Below are 17,345 nucleotides of genomic sequence, written 5' to 3'. Positions count from 1 at the left end.
ATTTTCATTATAACTAAATCTGCTTAAAAATAGAATTATTTTTTCTCAAGTCAAAATAAGTGAAAACTTATTATTAAAATGTCATAATAAAGATACTCAGACAAATATATGTATACGCATAGCCTATCTACCAAGATAGGCTCGTTTTTGTATAAAAAAGACATGCGCCTCAGCACATGTCTTTCAACAGAATCAATTTTTAGTCTTTTACTTCTTTAATAGCATCAATAATTGTACCATCACGGTATTCAACTAAAGCTACAGTCCGGTCAGTATATTCAAGTGGCTTTGGTACACCAACTTGCTTTTCTGCCGTCTTTTGCAAATCATGAATGTCCAAAATATTAAGTCCAGGCACATTCTTAAATGCATCAATCAAGTCCTTGCGGGCTGGGTTAATTGCAATGCCTCGTTCAGTAACCAATACATCGATTGATGAACCTGGTGTAACGATAGTTTCAACACTAGGTACAACAGTAGCATTTCTACCACGAACAAGTGGAGCAGTAATAATGGTCATCTTAGCACCTGCGGCAGCATCTTGGTGACCACCAACGGCACCACGAATTACACCATCAGAACCAGTCATGACGTTAACATTGAAGTTAGTATCAATTTGCAATGCGGACAAAATAGAAACATCAAGGTTATTAACAACCGCACCCTTGTTATGAGGATCGGCATACCATGAAGCATCAATTTCTTGTTGGTTCTTGTTATTAGCCATAGATTGAGCAGCACCCTTATCAAAGTCCTGAACATCCATTACTTTTCTAACAAGACCTTCTTCAAGCAAATCAGTAGTTGGCTTAGTAATACCACCCAAAGCAAATGAAGCAGTAATACCGTCCTTAATCATGCTTTGACGAAGGTAACGAGTAACAGCTAATGCGGCACCACCTGAACCGGTTTGGAAACTGAAGCCTTGCTTGTAGTATGGTGAGTTAACAATAACTTGGTTAACCATTTGCGCAATCTTAAGTTCCTTAGGATCCTTGGTAAAACGAGTAGCACCTGAACCGATCTTGTCAGGGTCACCTACTTTATCAACCTTGACTACGTAGTCAACTTGGTCTTGCTTGATTGAAGCTGGGGTATTTGGATAATCAACAATATTGTCAGTTAAAAGAACAACTTTGTTAGCATATTGAGCATCCATTAAGGCATAACCTAATGAACCAAAGACAGCATCCCCATCTTGACCATTAGCGTTACCTGCAGGATCAGAAACAGGCACACCTAAGAAGGCAACATCGATCTTGATTTCTCCTTCTTCAATTGAACGAGCACGATTACCGTGTGAACGGAAAATCACAGGATTCTTCAAGCCGCCGTGAGAAACGAAGTCACCAAGTGAACCACGCATCCCTGAAGAAGTAATGTTAGTAATGACGCCCTTCTTAATAGCTTCAATTACCTTATCATTCATAACACCAGTTAATGAACTTGGAGCCAAAGTTAAATCCTTGTAACCCATAGCAATGATCTTGTCCATTACCATGTTAAAGATGTAGTCACCATTTCTAAAGTGGTGGTGGAATGAAATAGTCATGCCATCTTTCAAGTTGTTCTTGATTACGTCATCAAGAGAAGCAACGACCTTATCTTGACCAGTAGTTACGCGAACCTTTGGAGCTACACGCTTTACTTCTGGATGACCAATTTCAGTAGTTTCAAATGGCTTTAAATCCATCTTATTCATTAAATCGTCTGGTAATTCGCGTTTTACTTTATTCTCCAATGTAGTTACCTTCTTCATCAATCAAGTTAGAAGCTTTTGCAGTTTCAAGTACACGAGTTGCTTTTTCTACAACTGGCTTATCGACCATCTTACCGTTAAGTGAGATAACGCCGCTACCCTTAGCCTTGGCTTCACGAATAGCATTTTCAACATTTTTAGCTTGTTCAATTTCTTCTTTAGTTGGATTGAAGACCTTGTTAACCATCGCAATTTGACGTGGGTTAACCAAACTCTTACCGTCATAACCCAATTCGTGGATGTAATTAGTTTCACGATAGAAGCCTTCGGTATCCTTCATGTTAGAAAAGACAGTATCAAAGGCATAAACATCGGCGGCGCGAGCTGCTTGCAATACCATATTACGTGCAAATTCAAGTTCACGACCATCTGGGTAACGGTGAGTGTGCATATCAGCAGTGTAATCTTCACCAGATACAGCAAGTCCCATCATCAATGGTGTAGCTGTCGCAATTTCTGGAGCATTCAAAACACCCTTGGCACTTTCAATGGCAGCCATGACACCGATTGAACCTTTTTCAATGCCATATTCATCTTCCCAGTGTTCAATGTCCTTGACCAACTTTTGAATCATTGCTGCTGATTCGGTCTTTGGCAAACGGATAACATCAACGCCGGCCTTAACCATGGCACGAACATCTTCATCATAAAATGGCGTGTCTTGACCATTTACTCTAACTACGATTTCGCTACCGCCAAAATCAACAGTCTTAATTGCTTCGTAAACAAGCATTCTAGCTGCGTCTTTTTCAGTCAAAGATACTGAGTCTTCTAAGTCGAGCATGATTGAATCAGCGCCATAAATGCCGGCATCTTTGATCATGGCAGGGTTATTACCAGGAACGAACATCATGGTTCTACGTAAACGATTTTTAACGTAAGTCATTTAAAGCACCTCCAAGTCAGGCTTATCTTGTGTTTCAGTAGCACGTTGAGCAGCTGCTAAAGTACGAGCCTTAATCACACAATCAAGCGCACCCTTGTCAGTTGCCTTAACCTTGGCATTTTCTAAACCGTACTTCTTCAAAGTCTCGGTGATCACCTTTTCAATTTGATCACCATATGCCTTTTTAACTTCAGATTCCAAATCGATTTCAATACCGTTAGAACCTTTAGAGATCATGATTTGAATATCAGAACTTTCGAGGGTTCCTGCTACGGCAGTAGTTTTAATTTCCATCAATATTCATTCCTTTCTCAATTCTCGATTGCAATTCACTCATATTTTGCTTAATAAACTCATAGGTAGATTCAGGTACAAACTTGTTGATCTTTGCCAAATCTCCATCCTTGATCCATTGTCTTACCTGAGTAGCAGTCACAATCTGTCCTGACTTTTCTAGGCGCTTAACAGTAATCACTTCAATATCAGGACCAAGCTCATGAGCTAAACTAACATTATAAAAGTGCGTCGTACGTGAAATAGGTTCTTGACCGATATAACGACGGGCAATGTTCAAAGCGGGTGCAATTTTATTCTTGAACACTGCAGCATCGACTGAGGTTTGGACGTCAATCAATTCATCAGGTGATTTTAAGAAATAAGCTGGGAATGTTGCTGGAGAAACCATGTAATCGCCACCTGAAACAACTTTTACATTAGCAAATTGCTTGGTCCCTTCCTGCACCAGCTTCATTCTTTCGTTAAAATTGAACAAGGAAACATCATTAGCTACCACAAAAACATAGACTAAATCATTTTCTTCACTTGCCATCTTAACTAAGTGTTGATGACCCAAGGTAAAAGGATTGGCATTCATCACAATCGCTGCGATCTTCTTATCAGCTTGATCTTCTACCTTTGGCAAATCACTCAAGAAATCATTTACATCTGGCATCCCGTTCTCTAAAAAAGCTGCCTCATCTGTCTTAGCCAGCAAATTAAAATGCAAGTGCTCAAAACTAGACGCATACTTGGCTTTAGTAAAAACGAATGAATGGTAAATCTTCTGCTCAGCTAAATACTGGAGCAAGTTGGTAACCACCTTGTTAAAGCGGGCGCCTTGAGTATCTTCATTAATCACGCCCACATACTTCAACACGTTCCCGGCAACGCTGCCTGTACCAACTAGCTTGCCATCCTCATCTACTAAACCAATCGTATGGTCGATTTGATCAACTTCACGTGCACTAAAATTATGCAGATCTAAAGATGAAAGCAAATTCTCCCACTTTTGACGAGTTGCGGCATCACTTAAAAACAAATCAACTACTTTATCCATTGATATGCCACCTTACTATTATCAAAGAGCAAGTAATCTTTTTCACAAAGAATAGTTTACTCTTGCCTTTTTAATATTTCAAATTTGTGCTTAATTTTTTAAATTTTGCAAAAATTTACTAATAATCTGATGAACTTTTGCTGGTTGTTCTGCCTGAGGCAAGTGCCCACATTCCGGAACAATTGCGGTTTCAACCTTCTCATTCAGGAATTTAATTGCCTTCGTAAAATCAGGATTAAAGAATGGTGATTTTTCACCAGCAATTACCAGCATCGGAACTGGACTATCCATAATCATATCGCGCCAATCTTGTTCCGCATGCTCTACCAAGCAATTGTAGTTTTCCTCAGGATTATAAGGAAAAGCTTGATATTCATTCTTGGCATCTTGGAACATTTTTTCATCAATATGATGGTAAAAAGCCTTGCCAAAATCGAATTTTAACATTTCTGGATAATTATCCCAGGTTAAATCCTTAAAGCCATATTGCCAGGTCTTGTCGGCGATCATCTTAGGTGATTGATCTAGATCAACCATCGCCTTAAGCCGGCCCTTACCATAAATGGACAAGTAGGCCCAGATGTTGGCCGCACCCATGGAATTACCGATAGCAACAACATCGTGCAAATCCAGCTCTTCCATCAATTCTTCCAGGTCAACGGCATGACGACTGATTCGCTGACCGCGGTAGGTGCGCTCGGATTGTCCTTGATTGCGCGGATCAAGCATGACGAAGCGATAACGATCATTAAAAAGTGCAATTAGGTCTTGCCACATTTGACTAGAACCACCGATACCGGGGATGCCTAATAAAACAGAGCGATCTTTTTCCCCTGTATCGCTGTAATGCAGCATGACATCATCATTTGTTTTAAATTTCATTTTGATCCTTCTTTGTATTCTTAGTTTTAACCTTATTATTACACAAAAAAGCAACCTGGTTTCCCAGATTGCCTTTTTCTACCAAACACCGATAATCTTCATCCAAAGTGAACCTACAATACCAAAGATCAGCATGTAGAGAATACCCAAGATGAAATTCATCTTCCACCATTCTTTTTGCTTAACGTAGCCTGTCGTAGCCAAAATTGAAGCAGGACCGTTAGCATAGTGAGTAGTTGAAGCGTTAATTACACCAGTAAATGCTAACAGCATAGCTGAAAGGCCAAGCGGTGCACCCATTGCAGTAGCTACAGTTAAGAATGGCAAATAAAGAGCTGTCATGTGAGCTGTACCACTAGCAAAGAAGTAGTGAGTGTAGAACATTAACAAAATAAGTACTACTAAAACAAGGCCCCAGCTGATGCCGTGAACTTCGCTTTGAATAAACTTGGTGAACCAATCGATAAAGCCGTAAGAAATCAACTTACCGGCCATGAAGATCAAGATTGAAAGCCAAATCAAAATGTTCCAAGCACCAGTTTCATGCAAGGCATCTTCCATGCTTAACACACCAGTAATTAATAAAAGCGTTACTGCTAAAAATGCAACAAAGGCTGAGTTAAGTTGTGGAATCTTGAAGAATCCTGAAAGAACCCAAAGTAAAATAGCTAAAGAAAAGACAATTGCCATGATCTTTTCAGGTTCGGACATTGGACCCATCTCTTTTAATTTGCCATCAGCCCAATTTTTAGCATTAGGAGTTTCCTTAATCTCAGGTGGATACATCTTGTAAATTACAATTGGAATAATCAATGTAGCCACGATTACTGGAACTAAGCCTGCCCAGAACCAGCTAATCCAGCTCATTTGATAGCCCTTTTGTGCGGCCATCTGTTGAGCAACCAAGTTAGGAGCAGCACCGGTAATAAATAGTGCTGTTGATAAAATATTAGCGTGAAAGGCGGTGAAGTCTAAGTATGCACCGATCTTCTTTCTTGAAGGATCGTGAGGATTAGACTTGTAACTCTTGGAAATAGATTCAACTACAGGCCAAGTTACCCCACCAGTACGAGCACTGTTAGATGGAATAAGCGCACCCATGATTAATTCCAAGCCGGTAACGGCATAACCGATACCAATTGATCGCTTACCGAACTTTTTAATCATTAAGTAAGCTACACGGTTACCTAAACCGGTCTTGCTAATACCATGAGCCATGATAAAGGCCATAGCGATTAGCCAAGCAGCAGAGTTGCCAAAAGAACTCAAAATACCAGTTTGTACTACCACGCCCTTGGAATTAACTATGTCTTTAACTGGAGCTAAGCCAACTAAGACAGTTACTACCATTCCGAGCAATGTTGTACCACCAATTGGCAATGGCTTTGTGATACATCCCACAATCGTTGCAACAAAGATTGCAAACATTTCCCAGGCTTGAAGTGATAAACCACTTGGTCGCCATGGTGTGATCAACCACAGCACTATACCTACTACTAAAGGCCAAATGAAGCCTTTATAATTTACCTTCTCTAAATTTTTCATTTTTCTCCCCTGATGAGTATTCAATAAAAAAATCAATTCAAAAATGAATTTTTTCACATAGTATTATATACCTTTCAAGGGAAATTTAAACTATTTTAAAAAGAAAGTTATTTTTTATGTTTTTTAAAATAAAAAACAAGTGCATTTCTGCACTTGTTCGCTGTCTTAACAAACATTAGTTTGATAAAATTATATCTGCAAAAAAGTTAAATTAGCGGTGGTACTTCTTTTAGAAAGAAGTTGATGCTTATGGTGTAAATCATTTTGCTCATATTCTAAAGAAAGGAGGACCAATTTTACTTGATGAATCTTCTTGTATTCATCCTTGGTGTAACATTTTTCTTATGTTGCCTGGCATCGGAGCTTGTATATCTAATCACCCAGACTATTCGATTAGTTATTCTAATTCGAACATTAAAAAAATAGCGAAATTAAAAACCGCTTCAATAGCTTTTGGAAGAAGTTTAGCGGTTTTTAATTAATCCTAAACAGTACCACCGTTTTTTAACGGTTTTGCACTAAAGAGGTGCGGCAGTCGTAATGCCGGCCTCTATTTTCATTTCTAATTATATCACATTAGCCAATATTATCCCAAGGCTTCAAGTCTACTGCTAGACCTTCTGCAAGTTCAACTTGCTCCTTAGTCAAAAATTCTTTTCTAACTACGACATCATAAACATAGTCTTCAAACCATGGTTGACTCATTTCGTAAAAGCCCTTGTGACCAAACTTGTCACCCCATGAATTTTCAACCTTCCACTTGCGAATGTGGCCGTGATCTTCATCAACACCGACTAAGGTCATATCGTGAGTAGCAAAACCTTCGCCAGTCGCTAAACGATCAGCCTTGCTCATCTTGGTATCAACACCAAATAATTTATCGGTTTGGTAAAGTTCGGTATCAAGATAACCAGTCTTTCTTTCCATTTGCTTTAAAACGTCGTTACCAAAGATTACGGCATCCCCAGATTTAAGTTGTGCTACAGCAGCTTGAGCCAAGTATTCAATTGGCACATTCAAAAACTTAATTTGATCACCGCCATCAACATTGTCATAAAGTGGCATATGGTAAAGCTTGTTAAATTCGTGATTAGGACAGTTTGATAAAACTACATAATCATCAAACTTAAAGTCCTTGAAATACTTTTGTACGAATTCACGTGGAGTTAAGTCTCTTTCCAAGTGATATTTTTTGTCGTCATCGCGGTATTCCAAGTCAAACTTCTTTGGTGGTTCGCCTAAGGCAACAGATACCATGCGGTAAACTTCATTCAAAAAGTGCTTCTTAGCCTTTTCAATTTCATCTTGTGAACTGCCTTCACTCACTAATTTACGTAAAGCAATAGCATCTTTTCTTTCCTTACGTGCTAAAGAATCGATCAAACCAGTAGTATTGTTGGAGTTAAAACTTTCAGGCATTGCGTATGAAGGTACAACACCATATTTTTTAACTAGGTTGATGGCCATGCTCCAAAGGCCGCCATCTTCACCAGCAAAAGCTAACCATGATTGCACTTCGCGGTCGTTAAGTGGCTTATCAGCCAAACGGATCATTGCATCATAAAAGGCATTTGCACGTTCAATCTTATCCCAGAAAAAGTTATAAGCTTGTGAGAAAGTGAAATCTTTTACTTTGTTTTGCTTGCCAAAGTAATGACGCAAAACATTCAATGTGGCAAATTCCCAGCAACGACCAGAATGCTTTTGGTCAGTTACGCCACCTACATCAAGTTCAGTTGAAAAAACATGGTTTAAACGTTCTGAAACGCGATCGTTAAAGGATGCTTCAAGTAATCCGCTACGACGAGCAGCACGTGAAGCAACTTGATTTTTGCTATTAGTATTGAAATCGGCAGAAAAGTCTGCGATCTCTTGATCAGAAATAACTGTCATATCCTACCTCGTCAGTCTCTAATTTCTTATTAATTCTTTAATCATAATAATACCTTCTTTTGTATTATCTAGCAAGCAAAAAAGTGTCTGGGAAAAAACTAAATCCTAGGCCATAAAAAGAACGATCAAAATTCTCAAATTTGAGGTTTTGATCGTTTTTTTCTCTCTCATTAATTTTTTTAATAAAAAAGTATGGTCCTTTGACCATCTTCTGTTCCAATATTTGCTCAAATTCATCATCATGAAGGCTATTCCTACATCGGTTTCAACTTTCTTTTTGCCTCTTAAATGGGTTCGGCGCATGCCAAATACGTTCTTCAAATGTCCGAAAATGGGTTCTACATCATATTTTCTCATACTATAGATGTGTCTTCCTTCTGGGCTTTGAAGAACTTCTTTTGCCTTTTCTTTTAGTCTTTGCCAATTAGGATTGTAGCGTACTTGGCGCTGCCAGCCGCTGGCAGTCTTAGCCAATTGTTCTAATTCTGACGTTGCTTGGGTTTCATCAGCTTCATAAATCTTAAAATTGCGAACCTGATCCGTTGAACCCGTTGAACGATCTTTTCTCTGACTTTGACATTTAAAACTAAACTTTACACCTTGATAGTCAAGATAATAATCTTCTTTTTCATCATAATACCAATTAGCCAGTTTAGTCGGGTCCTTTTTATATTTCTTCTTTTGTTCCTTTTCGTACATGGTATATGGAATGAAATACTCTTTGTCTGAATATTCTTTTTCCAGCAGCGAGTAGTTATATTCGCTGCCATAACCAGCATCAGCGACAATTTTGTCAAACTTATCTAATGTCGTCATTTGTTTCAAAAACGGCTCTAAGGTTCTAAAATCTGTGGGATTAGGGTACAAGGCATAATCAACTACATACTGGTCAGTTGTAGCGGCTTGAATATTGTAGCCCGGTTTAAGCTGACCGTTTTTCATGTGATCTTCTTTCATGTGCATGAAAGTTGCGTCGTGATCGGTTTTGGAATAGCTATTGCGCCCAGCAAAGATTTCTTTGTCGTCTTCATATTTCTTCATGCGAGGAACGTAGTCTTTCTTCAGTTTGCGAAGCAGCTTCTTAAGACCTCGTCTCTTAACTTTTCTAGGAGAGCCTCCTGGAATGACTTTAGGTTCTTGCTCAATTTCTTCGGTCAGCTTTTCAATTTCAGCTTCAGTTTCTTGGGCAAGCTCTGCCAGTCCTTCGCTAGTCTGCACTTTTTCCTTGGCCATTGCTTTGACTACTTCTTTGGCAATCAATTCATCGTAAAGTTCAACTGCTTGGCCTTTTAATTTTTCATGATACTTTTCAACAGCTTTACGCCAAACAAAAGTATAGCGGTTGGCATCAGCTTCAATCTTAGTGCCATCGATAAAAATCGCGCCTTCATTGATCAAACCTTCATCTTCTAAAAGATTGGTAAAGTAAATAAAACATTTTTTAACCAGTTCATTGGCACGATTGCTGGATCTAAAATTATTAATTGTGTGATATGAGATCTTCTGATGTTCGGCTAAAACTATCATTGGTAGATTCTCTTCCAGCATCAATTCAATTTTTCTGCCAGAAAAGACTCTTCTTGAATAAGCAAAAAGCAAAATCTTAAGCATCATGGCTGGATGATAGGCTGGTCGTCCTGTCTTGGATGTGTCACCCAGCAATACATCTTCTGGAATTGAATCAACGAACCAGCTAATAGTATTAGCTAAGTGATTACTAGGAATAGTAAAGTCTAAATTAAGTGTTAAAGCTGTTTGGCCTGTGATATAATTTTGATACATTAATATGCCTTCTTTCATTTTTGTTTTGTGGTGATTCAATAATATCAAGGAAGACAATTAAAGTATAGAAAAAGAACGATGATTTTCGCGAAGAATTTCATCGTTCTTTTTTCATGGCCTAGGATTTAGTTTTTTCCCAGACACTTTTCTTAATATATCTATATCAATTAAAGTTCAATACCTGATAAAACTTCTTGCATTTTATCAGCTGAGTTGAGCATCTTAGCCTTTTCAGCATCTGAAAGCTTGGTTTCGATTACTTGTTCAATACCTTCACCGTTGATAACAGTTGGAGTACCTAAGTACAAGTCGTGCTTAATGCCATATTCGCCGTTAATTGGTGCTGATAATGGCAAGCAGATTGAACGGTTGTCCAAGATGGCACTAACGATTTGGGTAAGCATCATTGCAACACCATAGAATGTAGCACCCTTGTTAGCGATGATCTTGCCGCCCTTCTTGCGGACGTCAGTTTCAATTTCACTTAAAACATTGTCATTAATTTCTGCATAGTCGCGAAGCGGCTTGCCATCAACAGTTGATTCATCAAAGTTTTCAAAACTAGTATCACCATGTTCACCAAGAACCATTGAGTTAACCTTGGCAACTGGAACATTAAGCTTCTTAGCAAGTTCAACGCGAAGACGCATTGAATCAAGTGAAGTACCAGTACCAATTACACGGTTCTTAGGGAAGCCTGATAACTTTTGAGTTAAAGTAGTTAAGATATCTACTGGGTTTGCGGAAACAACGAATACACCCTTAAATCCTGATTCAACAACGGGTTCTACAATGCTCTTTAAAATCTTAACGTTCTTAGCAACCAAATCAAGTCTAGTTTCACCAGGTTTTCTAGGAACACCAGCAGTAATTACACAAACGTCAGCATCTTTAGCATCACTGTATTCAGCTGGATGGATATCAGTTTGACCCATAAATGGAGTAATATCTTCAAGGTCCATTGAGTCACCAACTGGACGATCCTTAGCTACATCGCAAATTGCCAATTCATCAACAGTAGCGTTTTGCAATAAGTCATTTGCAAAAGTTGAACCTACGGCACCATCACCAACAAGAAATACTTTTCTACTCATAAGTTATATTAGTCCTTTCATAAACGTAATTTTCTACATATTCCATTATACACTAAGCGCTTACATTAGACACTATTTATTAATTAATTAATTACGTTAATATTGTGCTTTTCTTAACAAATATATTGAAAAAAAGACAACTCTCATTGTCTCTTTTTCGGTTAGATTTATTTGTGTTCTCTAGCGTATTTAGCCATTTGAATACCAGCTTGGCGACCAAAGATAACCGTTTCAGCAACTGAGTTACCACCAATACGGTTGTTGCCGTGAAGTCCGCCAGAAACTTCACCAGCTGCATAAAGACCTTTAATTACGTTACCGTTGGTATCCAATACTTGAGTTTCGGTGTTGATATGAATTCCGCCCATAGTGTAGTGAATAGCTGGGTGAATGTGAATAGCGTAGTATGGTCCAAGGTTTAATTCACGATCCATACCAGTAGTTCTGCCAAATTCCTTATCCTTGTGGTTTTCAACGGCCTTGTTCCACTCATCTACTGTGGCAGCTAAGTTTTCTGGATCAACATCAATTTCCTTAGCTAAGTCGGCCAAAGTGCTGCCCTCCTTAACCAAGCCAATGTGGTCATAAAATTCTACAGCTGCAAAATGAGCACGAACACCTGAATCGAAGACCAAGTATGCACCGTCTTCGTTTAAACCAGTAATCGCACTTGAAACAATTTTACGGGTGTTTAATTCGTTAACAAAACGCTTGCCGGCCTTGTTAACCAAAATAGCACCTTCACCACGTAAACCTTCACCGATTAAGTAAACGTGTGGGTTATCAGTATCTGCAGTTGGGTGAACTTAAATAAAGTTCATTTGCATCAATTGCGCACCAATTTCTTTAGCAAGCTTAATCCCATCGCCAGTAGCACCTGGTTGGTTGGTAGTCTTGTAGTCAACTAAATCTGGACGATACTTCTTGATGATTTCTTTAGAAGCGCCAAAGCCACCAGTAGCAAGCAAAACTGCCTTAGCCTTAATTGTTTTAACGCCTTTATCAGTTTCAACTTCTACGCCGTTAACATTGCCATTCTTGTCTTGCAACAATTTAGTTACTTTAGCACCAGTAAAGATGTCTACACCGGCCTTTTTAACTTGGTTAGTTAAACGTGAAGTCAAATAGAAACCAACTGGTTCCATTGAACCTGGACGGTGAGCTCTCTTTACGCTCATCCCACCGGTAATGGTTAAATCAGTCAAACGAACGCCATATTTCATTAACCAGCTAATTGCAATAGCAGAGTGGTTAACAAAGTACTTAAGCATTGCACGGTCGTTTAATAAACCGCCACCCTTTAAAGTTTCTTCGTAAAAGTCACGGTTGTTGTCAATGATTCCTTCATCAAGTTGAACCAATGATTCAGATGCGTTCATACCACTAGAAGCACGACTAGTGTTACCACCAATTTTACCGTTCTTTTCCAAAATAACAACATTCAAACCAAGTTCACGAGCTTGAAGTGCTGCTGTTAAACCAGTACCACCTGAACCAACAATTATTGCATCATATTTATTTTTTAATTCTTTATTATTTGGCATAATATCCCCTATTATTCTTCTGGAGTGGACTTGTCGACATTAGTCATCTTCATGTAGTCCATCCATTCATCGTATTGCTCTTCGGTAACCTTGCCGCTCTTTAAGGCAGCTTCTTTCAAAGTAGTGCCCTCTTTTTGTGCAGCTTGGGCAATTTTAGCAGCAGCATGGTACCCAATGTGTGGTGATAAAGCAGTAACTGTCATAAGTGAATTTTCAAGCAATTCATCCATACGCTCTTCGTTAACAGTTAAGCCATGTATCATTTTATCAGCAAAACCAGTAATTGTACCAGTTAATATATCACAAGAATCAAGGAATGAAGCAATCATGACAGTCTTAAAGACGTTCATTTCAAAGTTACCTTGACTTGCAGCAAAAGTAATCGTGGTATCATTACCAAATACTTTAGCAGCAGCCATAGTTACAGCTTCGGCTTGAGTTGGGTTTACCTTACCTGGCATGATACTTGAACCTGGTTCGTTAGCAGGAATATTTAATTCACCGTAACCAGCTCTTGGACCTGATGCCAAGAATCTGATATCTTGAGCAATCTTAAACATGTCGGCTGCGAGCGTCTTAAGTGCACCATGCATTACATCAAGACCTGAGTGGTGAGCTAAGCCCCAGAACTTGTTGGTCTTAACCTTGAATTCGTGACCATATACTTCTGATAATTTACCAGCAATCTTTTCAGTCATGCCTGGTGCAGCGTTAAGTCCGGTACCTACAGCAGTACCACCGATAGCCAATTCATAAAGAGTTGGCTTCAATTCTTGAATGTATGAAAGATCATGTTTCAATGCGGAAATGTAGCCAGATAATTCTTGACCAAAAGTAAGTGGAGTTGCATCTTGCAAGTGAGTACGACCAACCTTAACAGTTTTCCAGTACTTCTTTTCCTTAACTACTAATTCATCAATCAAATGCTTGATAGCAGGTTCAAGCTTGTCTAAGGCTTCAACAGCAACGATATTCATAGTAGTTGGATAAGTATCATTAGATGATTGACCACGGTTAACATCATCGTTAGGCAAAATACCTAAACCTGGGTGAAGCTTGTTGGCCAAGTTAGCCACTACTTCGTTAACGTTCATGTTACTTTGAGTACCTGAACCAGTTTGAAGTACGTGTAATGGGAAGTCTTTTCTTAAATCTGTATCATTAAGTGCTAAAAGATGATCAATTGCATCTTCAATTGCTTCACCTTTTTCTTTAGGTTCATCCCCAACCTCAACGTTTGATTCAGCTGCCGCCTTCTTCAAATGCAAAAAGGCACGGATGATTTGAATTGGCATTAATTCACCGCTTGGGAAGTTATTGCGACTTCTTTCTGTTTGTGGACCCCACAAAGCATCCTTAGGAATTTTTACAGGGCCAATAGTATCACTTTCAATACGATATTCTTCTTCGCTCATTATTTTTCCTCCTTACATAAGCATAAGGTTTTTGTTAGTTTTCAATCACCTTTTATGATACCTGTAAAGGCTTTCTTTTTCAATTAAAGAAAAAAGATCTAGGATAGCCTAGATCTCATCTTAAAAATTTCTACCTATTTTGATGGTTCATCTTTTTAGCAAAGAAGTCACCAACAATTTGTACAATAAAAATCAAAATAATTACTAAGACAGTAGCAACTAAGGTAACGTCATTGTTAAAACGATTGTAACCATATGAAATAGCTGTGTTACCTAAACCACCGGCACCGATGGCACCAGCCATTGCAGTTAAACCAATCAATGAAATGATGGTTACTGTTGAAACGCGGATTAATTCTGAACGTGATTCACGTAAGTAAACATCAAAAATGATATCTGAAACAGTTGCGCCTAAACTTTGAGCAGCCTCTACTTTACCTGTGTCAACACTTTCAAGGGCAACTTGTACCTGACGAGCGTAGAATGGGAAAACACCTAAAGTTAATGGAACTAAGGCTGCCTTCATCCCGATTTGAGTACCAACAATCTTTTGCGTAACAGGTGCAACAAAGGCAAGCAAGATTACAAATGGAATAGCTCTAAAAATTGAAACTATCTTATCGCAAACGTTATACCAGAACTTGTTTGGACGAATACCGTCTTCTTTGGTTACAACAAGCAAAACACCAAAAATAATTCCGAGAATGCCACCGAAGATTGTGGCCCAAAAAGTCATGAATAATGTTTGAAAGATACTAGTTCCCCAGCCAGCGTCTCCGCCCCAGCCGAGTTGTACGACATTTGGACAAACTTTTTCAAACCAACTAATCATCTAAATTCCCCTTTTCATCCAATCTAGTCAAAGTAACGTTTTGCTTCTCCAAGAATTCTCTAGCTTGCTTTTGCTTATCGGCATCCCCTTTAACCAAAACAACCAAAGTACCGATCGCTTCGCCATTTAACAGTTCCACGTTACCATAAAGCATTGAAACCTCTACTCCAATTTGACGGTAAAGTTCAATAATGATGGACTTAGTCACATTGGCAATGCTGTAAACCAGTTGATATACCTCTTCATTTGCTTCTAGTTTGCCAAGGTTCAAGGCCTCTAAAGTTTGAATAGCTTCAAGGCCACCACCAACAAAGCGTTTAGTCAATTCCTTCTTAGGATGCAAGAAGACTTGACGCAAATTGCCTTTTTCAATCATCTTACCGTGTTCCATTACAGCAACCTTATTACAGATCTTCTTAACGGCATCCATTTCGTGGGTGATTAAAACTACAGTCAAACCTAATTGCTTATTGAGTCGCTTCAATAGATCCAAAATTTGTTGTGTATTTTGTGGATCAAGCGCACTAGTAGCTTCATCAGAGATCAAGATATCGGGGTGGTTAGCCAAAGCACGAGCAATAGCTACTCTTTGTTGCTGACCACCTGATAATTCAACTGGATAAAAGTTAGCCTTATCTTTCAAATCAACTAAATCAAGCAATTCTAATGAACGTTTTTCTAATTCTTCATCGGAAAGTTTTGCATGCTTTAATGCAAAAGCAACATTTTCTAAAACCGTTGTTTCATTTAATAGGTTGAAGCCTTGGAAAATCATGCCGATTTTTCGACGTTCCAGTTGCAATTGTTTATTAGAAATAACTTGTTTGCCCTCTTTAACAAAATCGACATCGTTGACCTTGATATTACCCTTGCTAGGATGTTGCAGGAGATTAATCGTTCTAACCAAGGTTGACTTACCGGCACCAGAGAAGCCGACAACTCCATAAATATCGCCTTTTTCAACGTGCAAAGTTACATCGCTAACTGCTTTGACAACTTTACCCTTTTTTTGAGGAAAATCTACATCAATATGATCTAATTGAATAATGCTCATTCTAACCCCTCCTACTTAATCTTGATATCCCAAGCAGCAATTTGTGAATTACCGTAGTAGTGCTTAGTCATCTTCTTTGTCTTTTCGGTTTGGTAGGCCTTAACCACATCTTTGTAAAGTCGGTTGTTTTCTTGACCCTTCTTAGCACAAATGATATTGATCCATTGCTTAGAATCTTTGTTAACTGGTTCAACGTAAATAGTTTGCTTATCGCCTAAACCAGCTGGACCAGCATAGTCGTTGTTAACTACTGAAGCATCAACTGAGTTGATTACTCGACCAGTTTGTTCAGCACCAACTTCCTTTAACTTAAGGTTGCGTGGGTTCTTAGTGATATCGGCTACAGTAACAAGTGTCTTGCCCTTTCTTAAACCGATTAAGCCAGCGTTTTTAAGAACAAACAATGCTCTTGATTCATTAGTTGCATCATTTGGAATGGCAATAGTTGCACCATCTGGCAATTGAGACAACTTCTTGTATTTCTTAGAGTACAAACGAATTGGTGCAATATAAGTTTTACCGATTGGAACTACACCACCATTTGACTTGTTCCATGCTTTAAGGAAGGCGTAGTGTTGGAAAGCATTCAAATCAACATCGCCAGATTTCAAAGCCTTGTTTGGCTGGTTGTAATCAGTAAAATTCTTTATCTTAATCGTAATACCATATTTATCTTTAGCCGTTTGAGCAACGCTCTTCCAAATAGCTGCATCTTGTTTACTTTGTGAGACAACACCAACTGTTACAGTCTTGGCTTGGGTTTTACTTGGAATTCCTGGTCCAAAACTAAACCAACCAGCAATTAAGATTAAAACGCCGATAATTGTCCAAATAATTGTATTTCTCCGTCTACGCTTACGCATGTAACTCAACTCCTAATAATGAAAATAAAAAAGCATTCATCCTAAAAGGACGAATGCTCGTGTTACCACCTTTAATTCATTTATCACTCACGCGATAAATCTCATTAGCTATCAAATTAATAGCCTGCACTGTTAACGGGTGCAAATCCGCTGATAGCTAAATATCACTATCAGTCATCGTTCCAAGCCCATATTCGCTAGGGCCTATTTGCTAACTTTCACCACCACGTTAGCTCTCTTTATAAATAGGAAACTAGTTACTCAGCTCTTCAAGATGTTTGATTAATAATTTGTTATAAATAAGTTATCATCATTTTTTAATCTAGTCAACATATTTTTTAATTATTCTTCTGAGTAAGCGGTTTTATTTTATAATGTGGTTATATCTTATAATTTAATAATTGCGCCGATTGTAAAATCAAATTGAACACTTTAGAAAAATAAAAAGTCCATCTGGACC

At 38.5% G+C, this 17,345-nt stretch carries 12 protein-coding genes, 2 pseudogenes and 1 other annotated feature; all 14 genes and pseudogenes read right to left on the bottom strand.

From position 1 onward, the window contains the following. Positions 1-199 precede the first annotated feature (199 nt). On the bottom strand, positions 200-1,741 hold the full coding sequence (gene citF, locus FC37_RS00160; protein ID WP_025005796.1) for a citrate lyase subunit alpha: 1,542 nt from the start codon (positions 1,739-1,741) through the stop codon (positions 200-202). Further along, positions 1,731-2,645, bottom strand: a complete 915-nt coding sequence (gene citE, locus FC37_RS00155) for a citrate (pro-3S)-lyase subunit beta (RefSeq protein WP_003626613.1) — start codon at positions 2,643-2,645, stop codon at positions 1,731-1,733. Before citE ends, citF begins: the two co-directional genes overlap by 11 nt. Then, positions 2,646-2,939, bottom strand: a complete 294-nt coding sequence (gene citD / locus FC37_RS00150) for a citrate lyase acyl carrier protein (protein WP_025005795.1) — start codon at positions 2,937-2,939, stop codon at positions 2,646-2,648. It lies immediately after the preceding gene. Further along, positions 2,929-3,981: a [citrate (pro-3S)-lyase] ligase gene (gene citC, locus FC37_RS00145; RefSeq protein ID WP_025005794.1), complete on the bottom strand. Its 1,053-nt coding sequence runs from the start codon at positions 3,979-3,981 to the stop codon at positions 2,929-2,931. The genes citD and citC overlap by 11 nt, the downstream gene beginning before the upstream one ends. A 90-nt stretch (positions 3,982-4,071) precedes the next feature. Then, positions 4,072-4,863 carry an alpha/beta fold hydrolase gene (locus FC37_RS00140; protein ID WP_025005793.1) on the bottom strand — a complete coding sequence of 264 codons (792 nt, stop codon included), beginning with the start codon at positions 4,861-4,863 and terminating at the stop codon, positions 4,072-4,074. Between the two features lie 78 nt (positions 4,864-4,941). Then, entirely contained in the window at positions 4,942-6,408 is a 1,467-nt protein-coding gene (locus FC37_RS00135; protein WP_056945425.1) for a DASS family sodium-coupled anion symporter, read from the bottom strand. A gap of 576 nt (positions 6,409-6,984) precedes the next feature. Next, a complete protein-coding gene (locus FC37_RS00130; RefSeq protein ID WP_056945424.1) occupies positions 6,985-8,301 on the bottom strand; it encodes a C1 family peptidase in 1,317 nt (438 codons plus the stop codon). Positions 8,302-8,365: 64 nt separating this feature from the next. After that, positions 8,366-10,083, bottom strand: a pseudogene (locus tag FC37_RS00125) (IS1182 family transposase). Between the two features lie 167 nt (positions 10,084-10,250). Continuing rightward, the gene (locus FC37_RS00120) at positions 10,251-11,177 is read right to left on the bottom strand and encodes an L-lactate dehydrogenase (RefSeq protein ID WP_025005791.1); all 927 of its coding nucleotides are present in this window, start codon (positions 11,175-11,177) and stop codon (positions 10,251-10,253) included. Between the two features lie 167 nt (positions 11,178-11,344). Then, positions 11,345-12,721 (bottom strand): annotated as a pseudogene (locus FC37_RS00115) (flavocytochrome c). Between the two features lie 11 nt (positions 12,722-12,732). Beyond that, positions 12,733-14,136 (bottom strand): class II fumarate hydratase, encoded by a 1,404-nt coding sequence (locus FC37_RS00110; RefSeq protein WP_056945423.1) that lies wholly within the window; start codon positions 14,134-14,136, stop codon positions 12,733-12,735. 130 nt (positions 14,137-14,266) lie between these two features. Next, entirely contained in the window at positions 14,267-14,968 is a 702-nt protein-coding gene (locus FC37_RS00105) for a methionine ABC transporter permease (protein ID WP_013437718.1), read from the bottom strand. Further along, positions 14,961-16,022, bottom strand: a complete 1,062-nt coding sequence (locus FC37_RS00100) for a methionine ABC transporter ATP-binding protein (RefSeq protein ID WP_025005790.1) — start codon at positions 16,020-16,022, stop codon at positions 14,961-14,963. The genes FC37_RS00105 and FC37_RS00100 overlap by 8 nt, the downstream gene beginning before the upstream one ends. A gap of 11 nt (positions 16,023-16,033) precedes the next feature. Further along, positions 16,034-16,885, bottom strand: a complete 852-nt coding sequence (locus tag FC37_RS00095) for a MetQ/NlpA family ABC transporter substrate-binding protein (protein ID WP_025005789.1) — start codon at positions 16,883-16,885, stop codon at positions 16,034-16,036. A 42-nt stretch (positions 16,886-16,927) separates the two neighbouring features. Then, positions 16,928-17,167: a binding site (T-box leader), on the bottom strand. Between the last annotated feature and the right edge of the window lie 178 nt (positions 17,168-17,345).

This window comes from Lactobacillus gallinarum DSM 10532 = JCM 2011 (genome assembly GCF_001434975.1).
Lineage (GTDB): Bacteria > Bacillota > Bacilli > Lactobacillales > Lactobacillaceae > Lactobacillus > Lactobacillus gallinarum.
The sequence above is the reverse complement of the archived record's forward strand: the minus strand, read 5'-3'. Positions and strand labels throughout refer to the sequence as shown.

What these genes read in the sequence shown, in the direction of transcription:
- FC37_RS00120 (WP_025005791.1), bottom strand. Translation starts at nt 11,177, where the DNA reads ATGAGTAGAAAAGTATTTCTTGTTGGTGATGGTGCCGTAGGTTCAACT.
- citE (WP_003626613.1), bottom strand. Translation starts at nt 2,645, where the DNA reads ATGACTTACGTTAAAAATCGTTTACGTAGAACCATGATGTTCGTTCCT.
- FC37_RS00140 (WP_025005793.1), bottom strand. Translation starts at nt 4,863, where the DNA reads ATGAAATTTAAAACAAATGATGATGTCATGCTGCATTACAGCGATACA.
- citC (WP_025005794.1), bottom strand. Translation starts at nt 3,981, where the DNA reads ATGGATAAAGTAGTTGATTTGTTTTTAAGTGATGCCGCAACTCGTCAA.
- citD (WP_025005795.1), bottom strand. Translation starts at nt 2,939, where the DNA reads ATGGAAATTAAAACTACTGCCGTAGCAGGAACCCTCGAAAGTTCTGAT.
- FC37_RS00130 (WP_056945424.1), bottom strand. Translation starts at nt 8,301, where the DNA reads ATGACAGTTATTTCTGATCAAGAGATCGCAGACTTTTCTGCCGATTTC.
- FC37_RS00100 (WP_025005790.1), bottom strand. Translation starts at nt 16,022, where the DNA reads ATGAGCATTATTCAATTAGATCATATTGATGTAGATTTTCCTCAAAAA.
- FC37_RS00095 (WP_025005789.1), bottom strand. Translation starts at nt 16,885, where the DNA reads ATGCGTAAGCGTAGACGGAGAAATACAATTATTTGGACAATTATCGGC.
- FC37_RS00135 (WP_056945425.1), bottom strand. Translation starts at nt 6,408, where the DNA reads ATGAAAAATTTAGAGAAGGTAAATTATAAAGGCTTCATTTGGCCTTTA.
- FC37_RS00110 (WP_056945423.1), bottom strand. Translation starts at nt 14,136, where the DNA reads ATGAGCGAAGAAGAATATCGTATTGAAAGTGATACTATTGGCCCTGTA.
- FC37_RS00105 (WP_013437718.1), bottom strand. Translation starts at nt 14,968, where the DNA reads ATGATTAGTTGGTTTGAAAAAGTTTGTCCAAATGTCGTACAACTCGGC.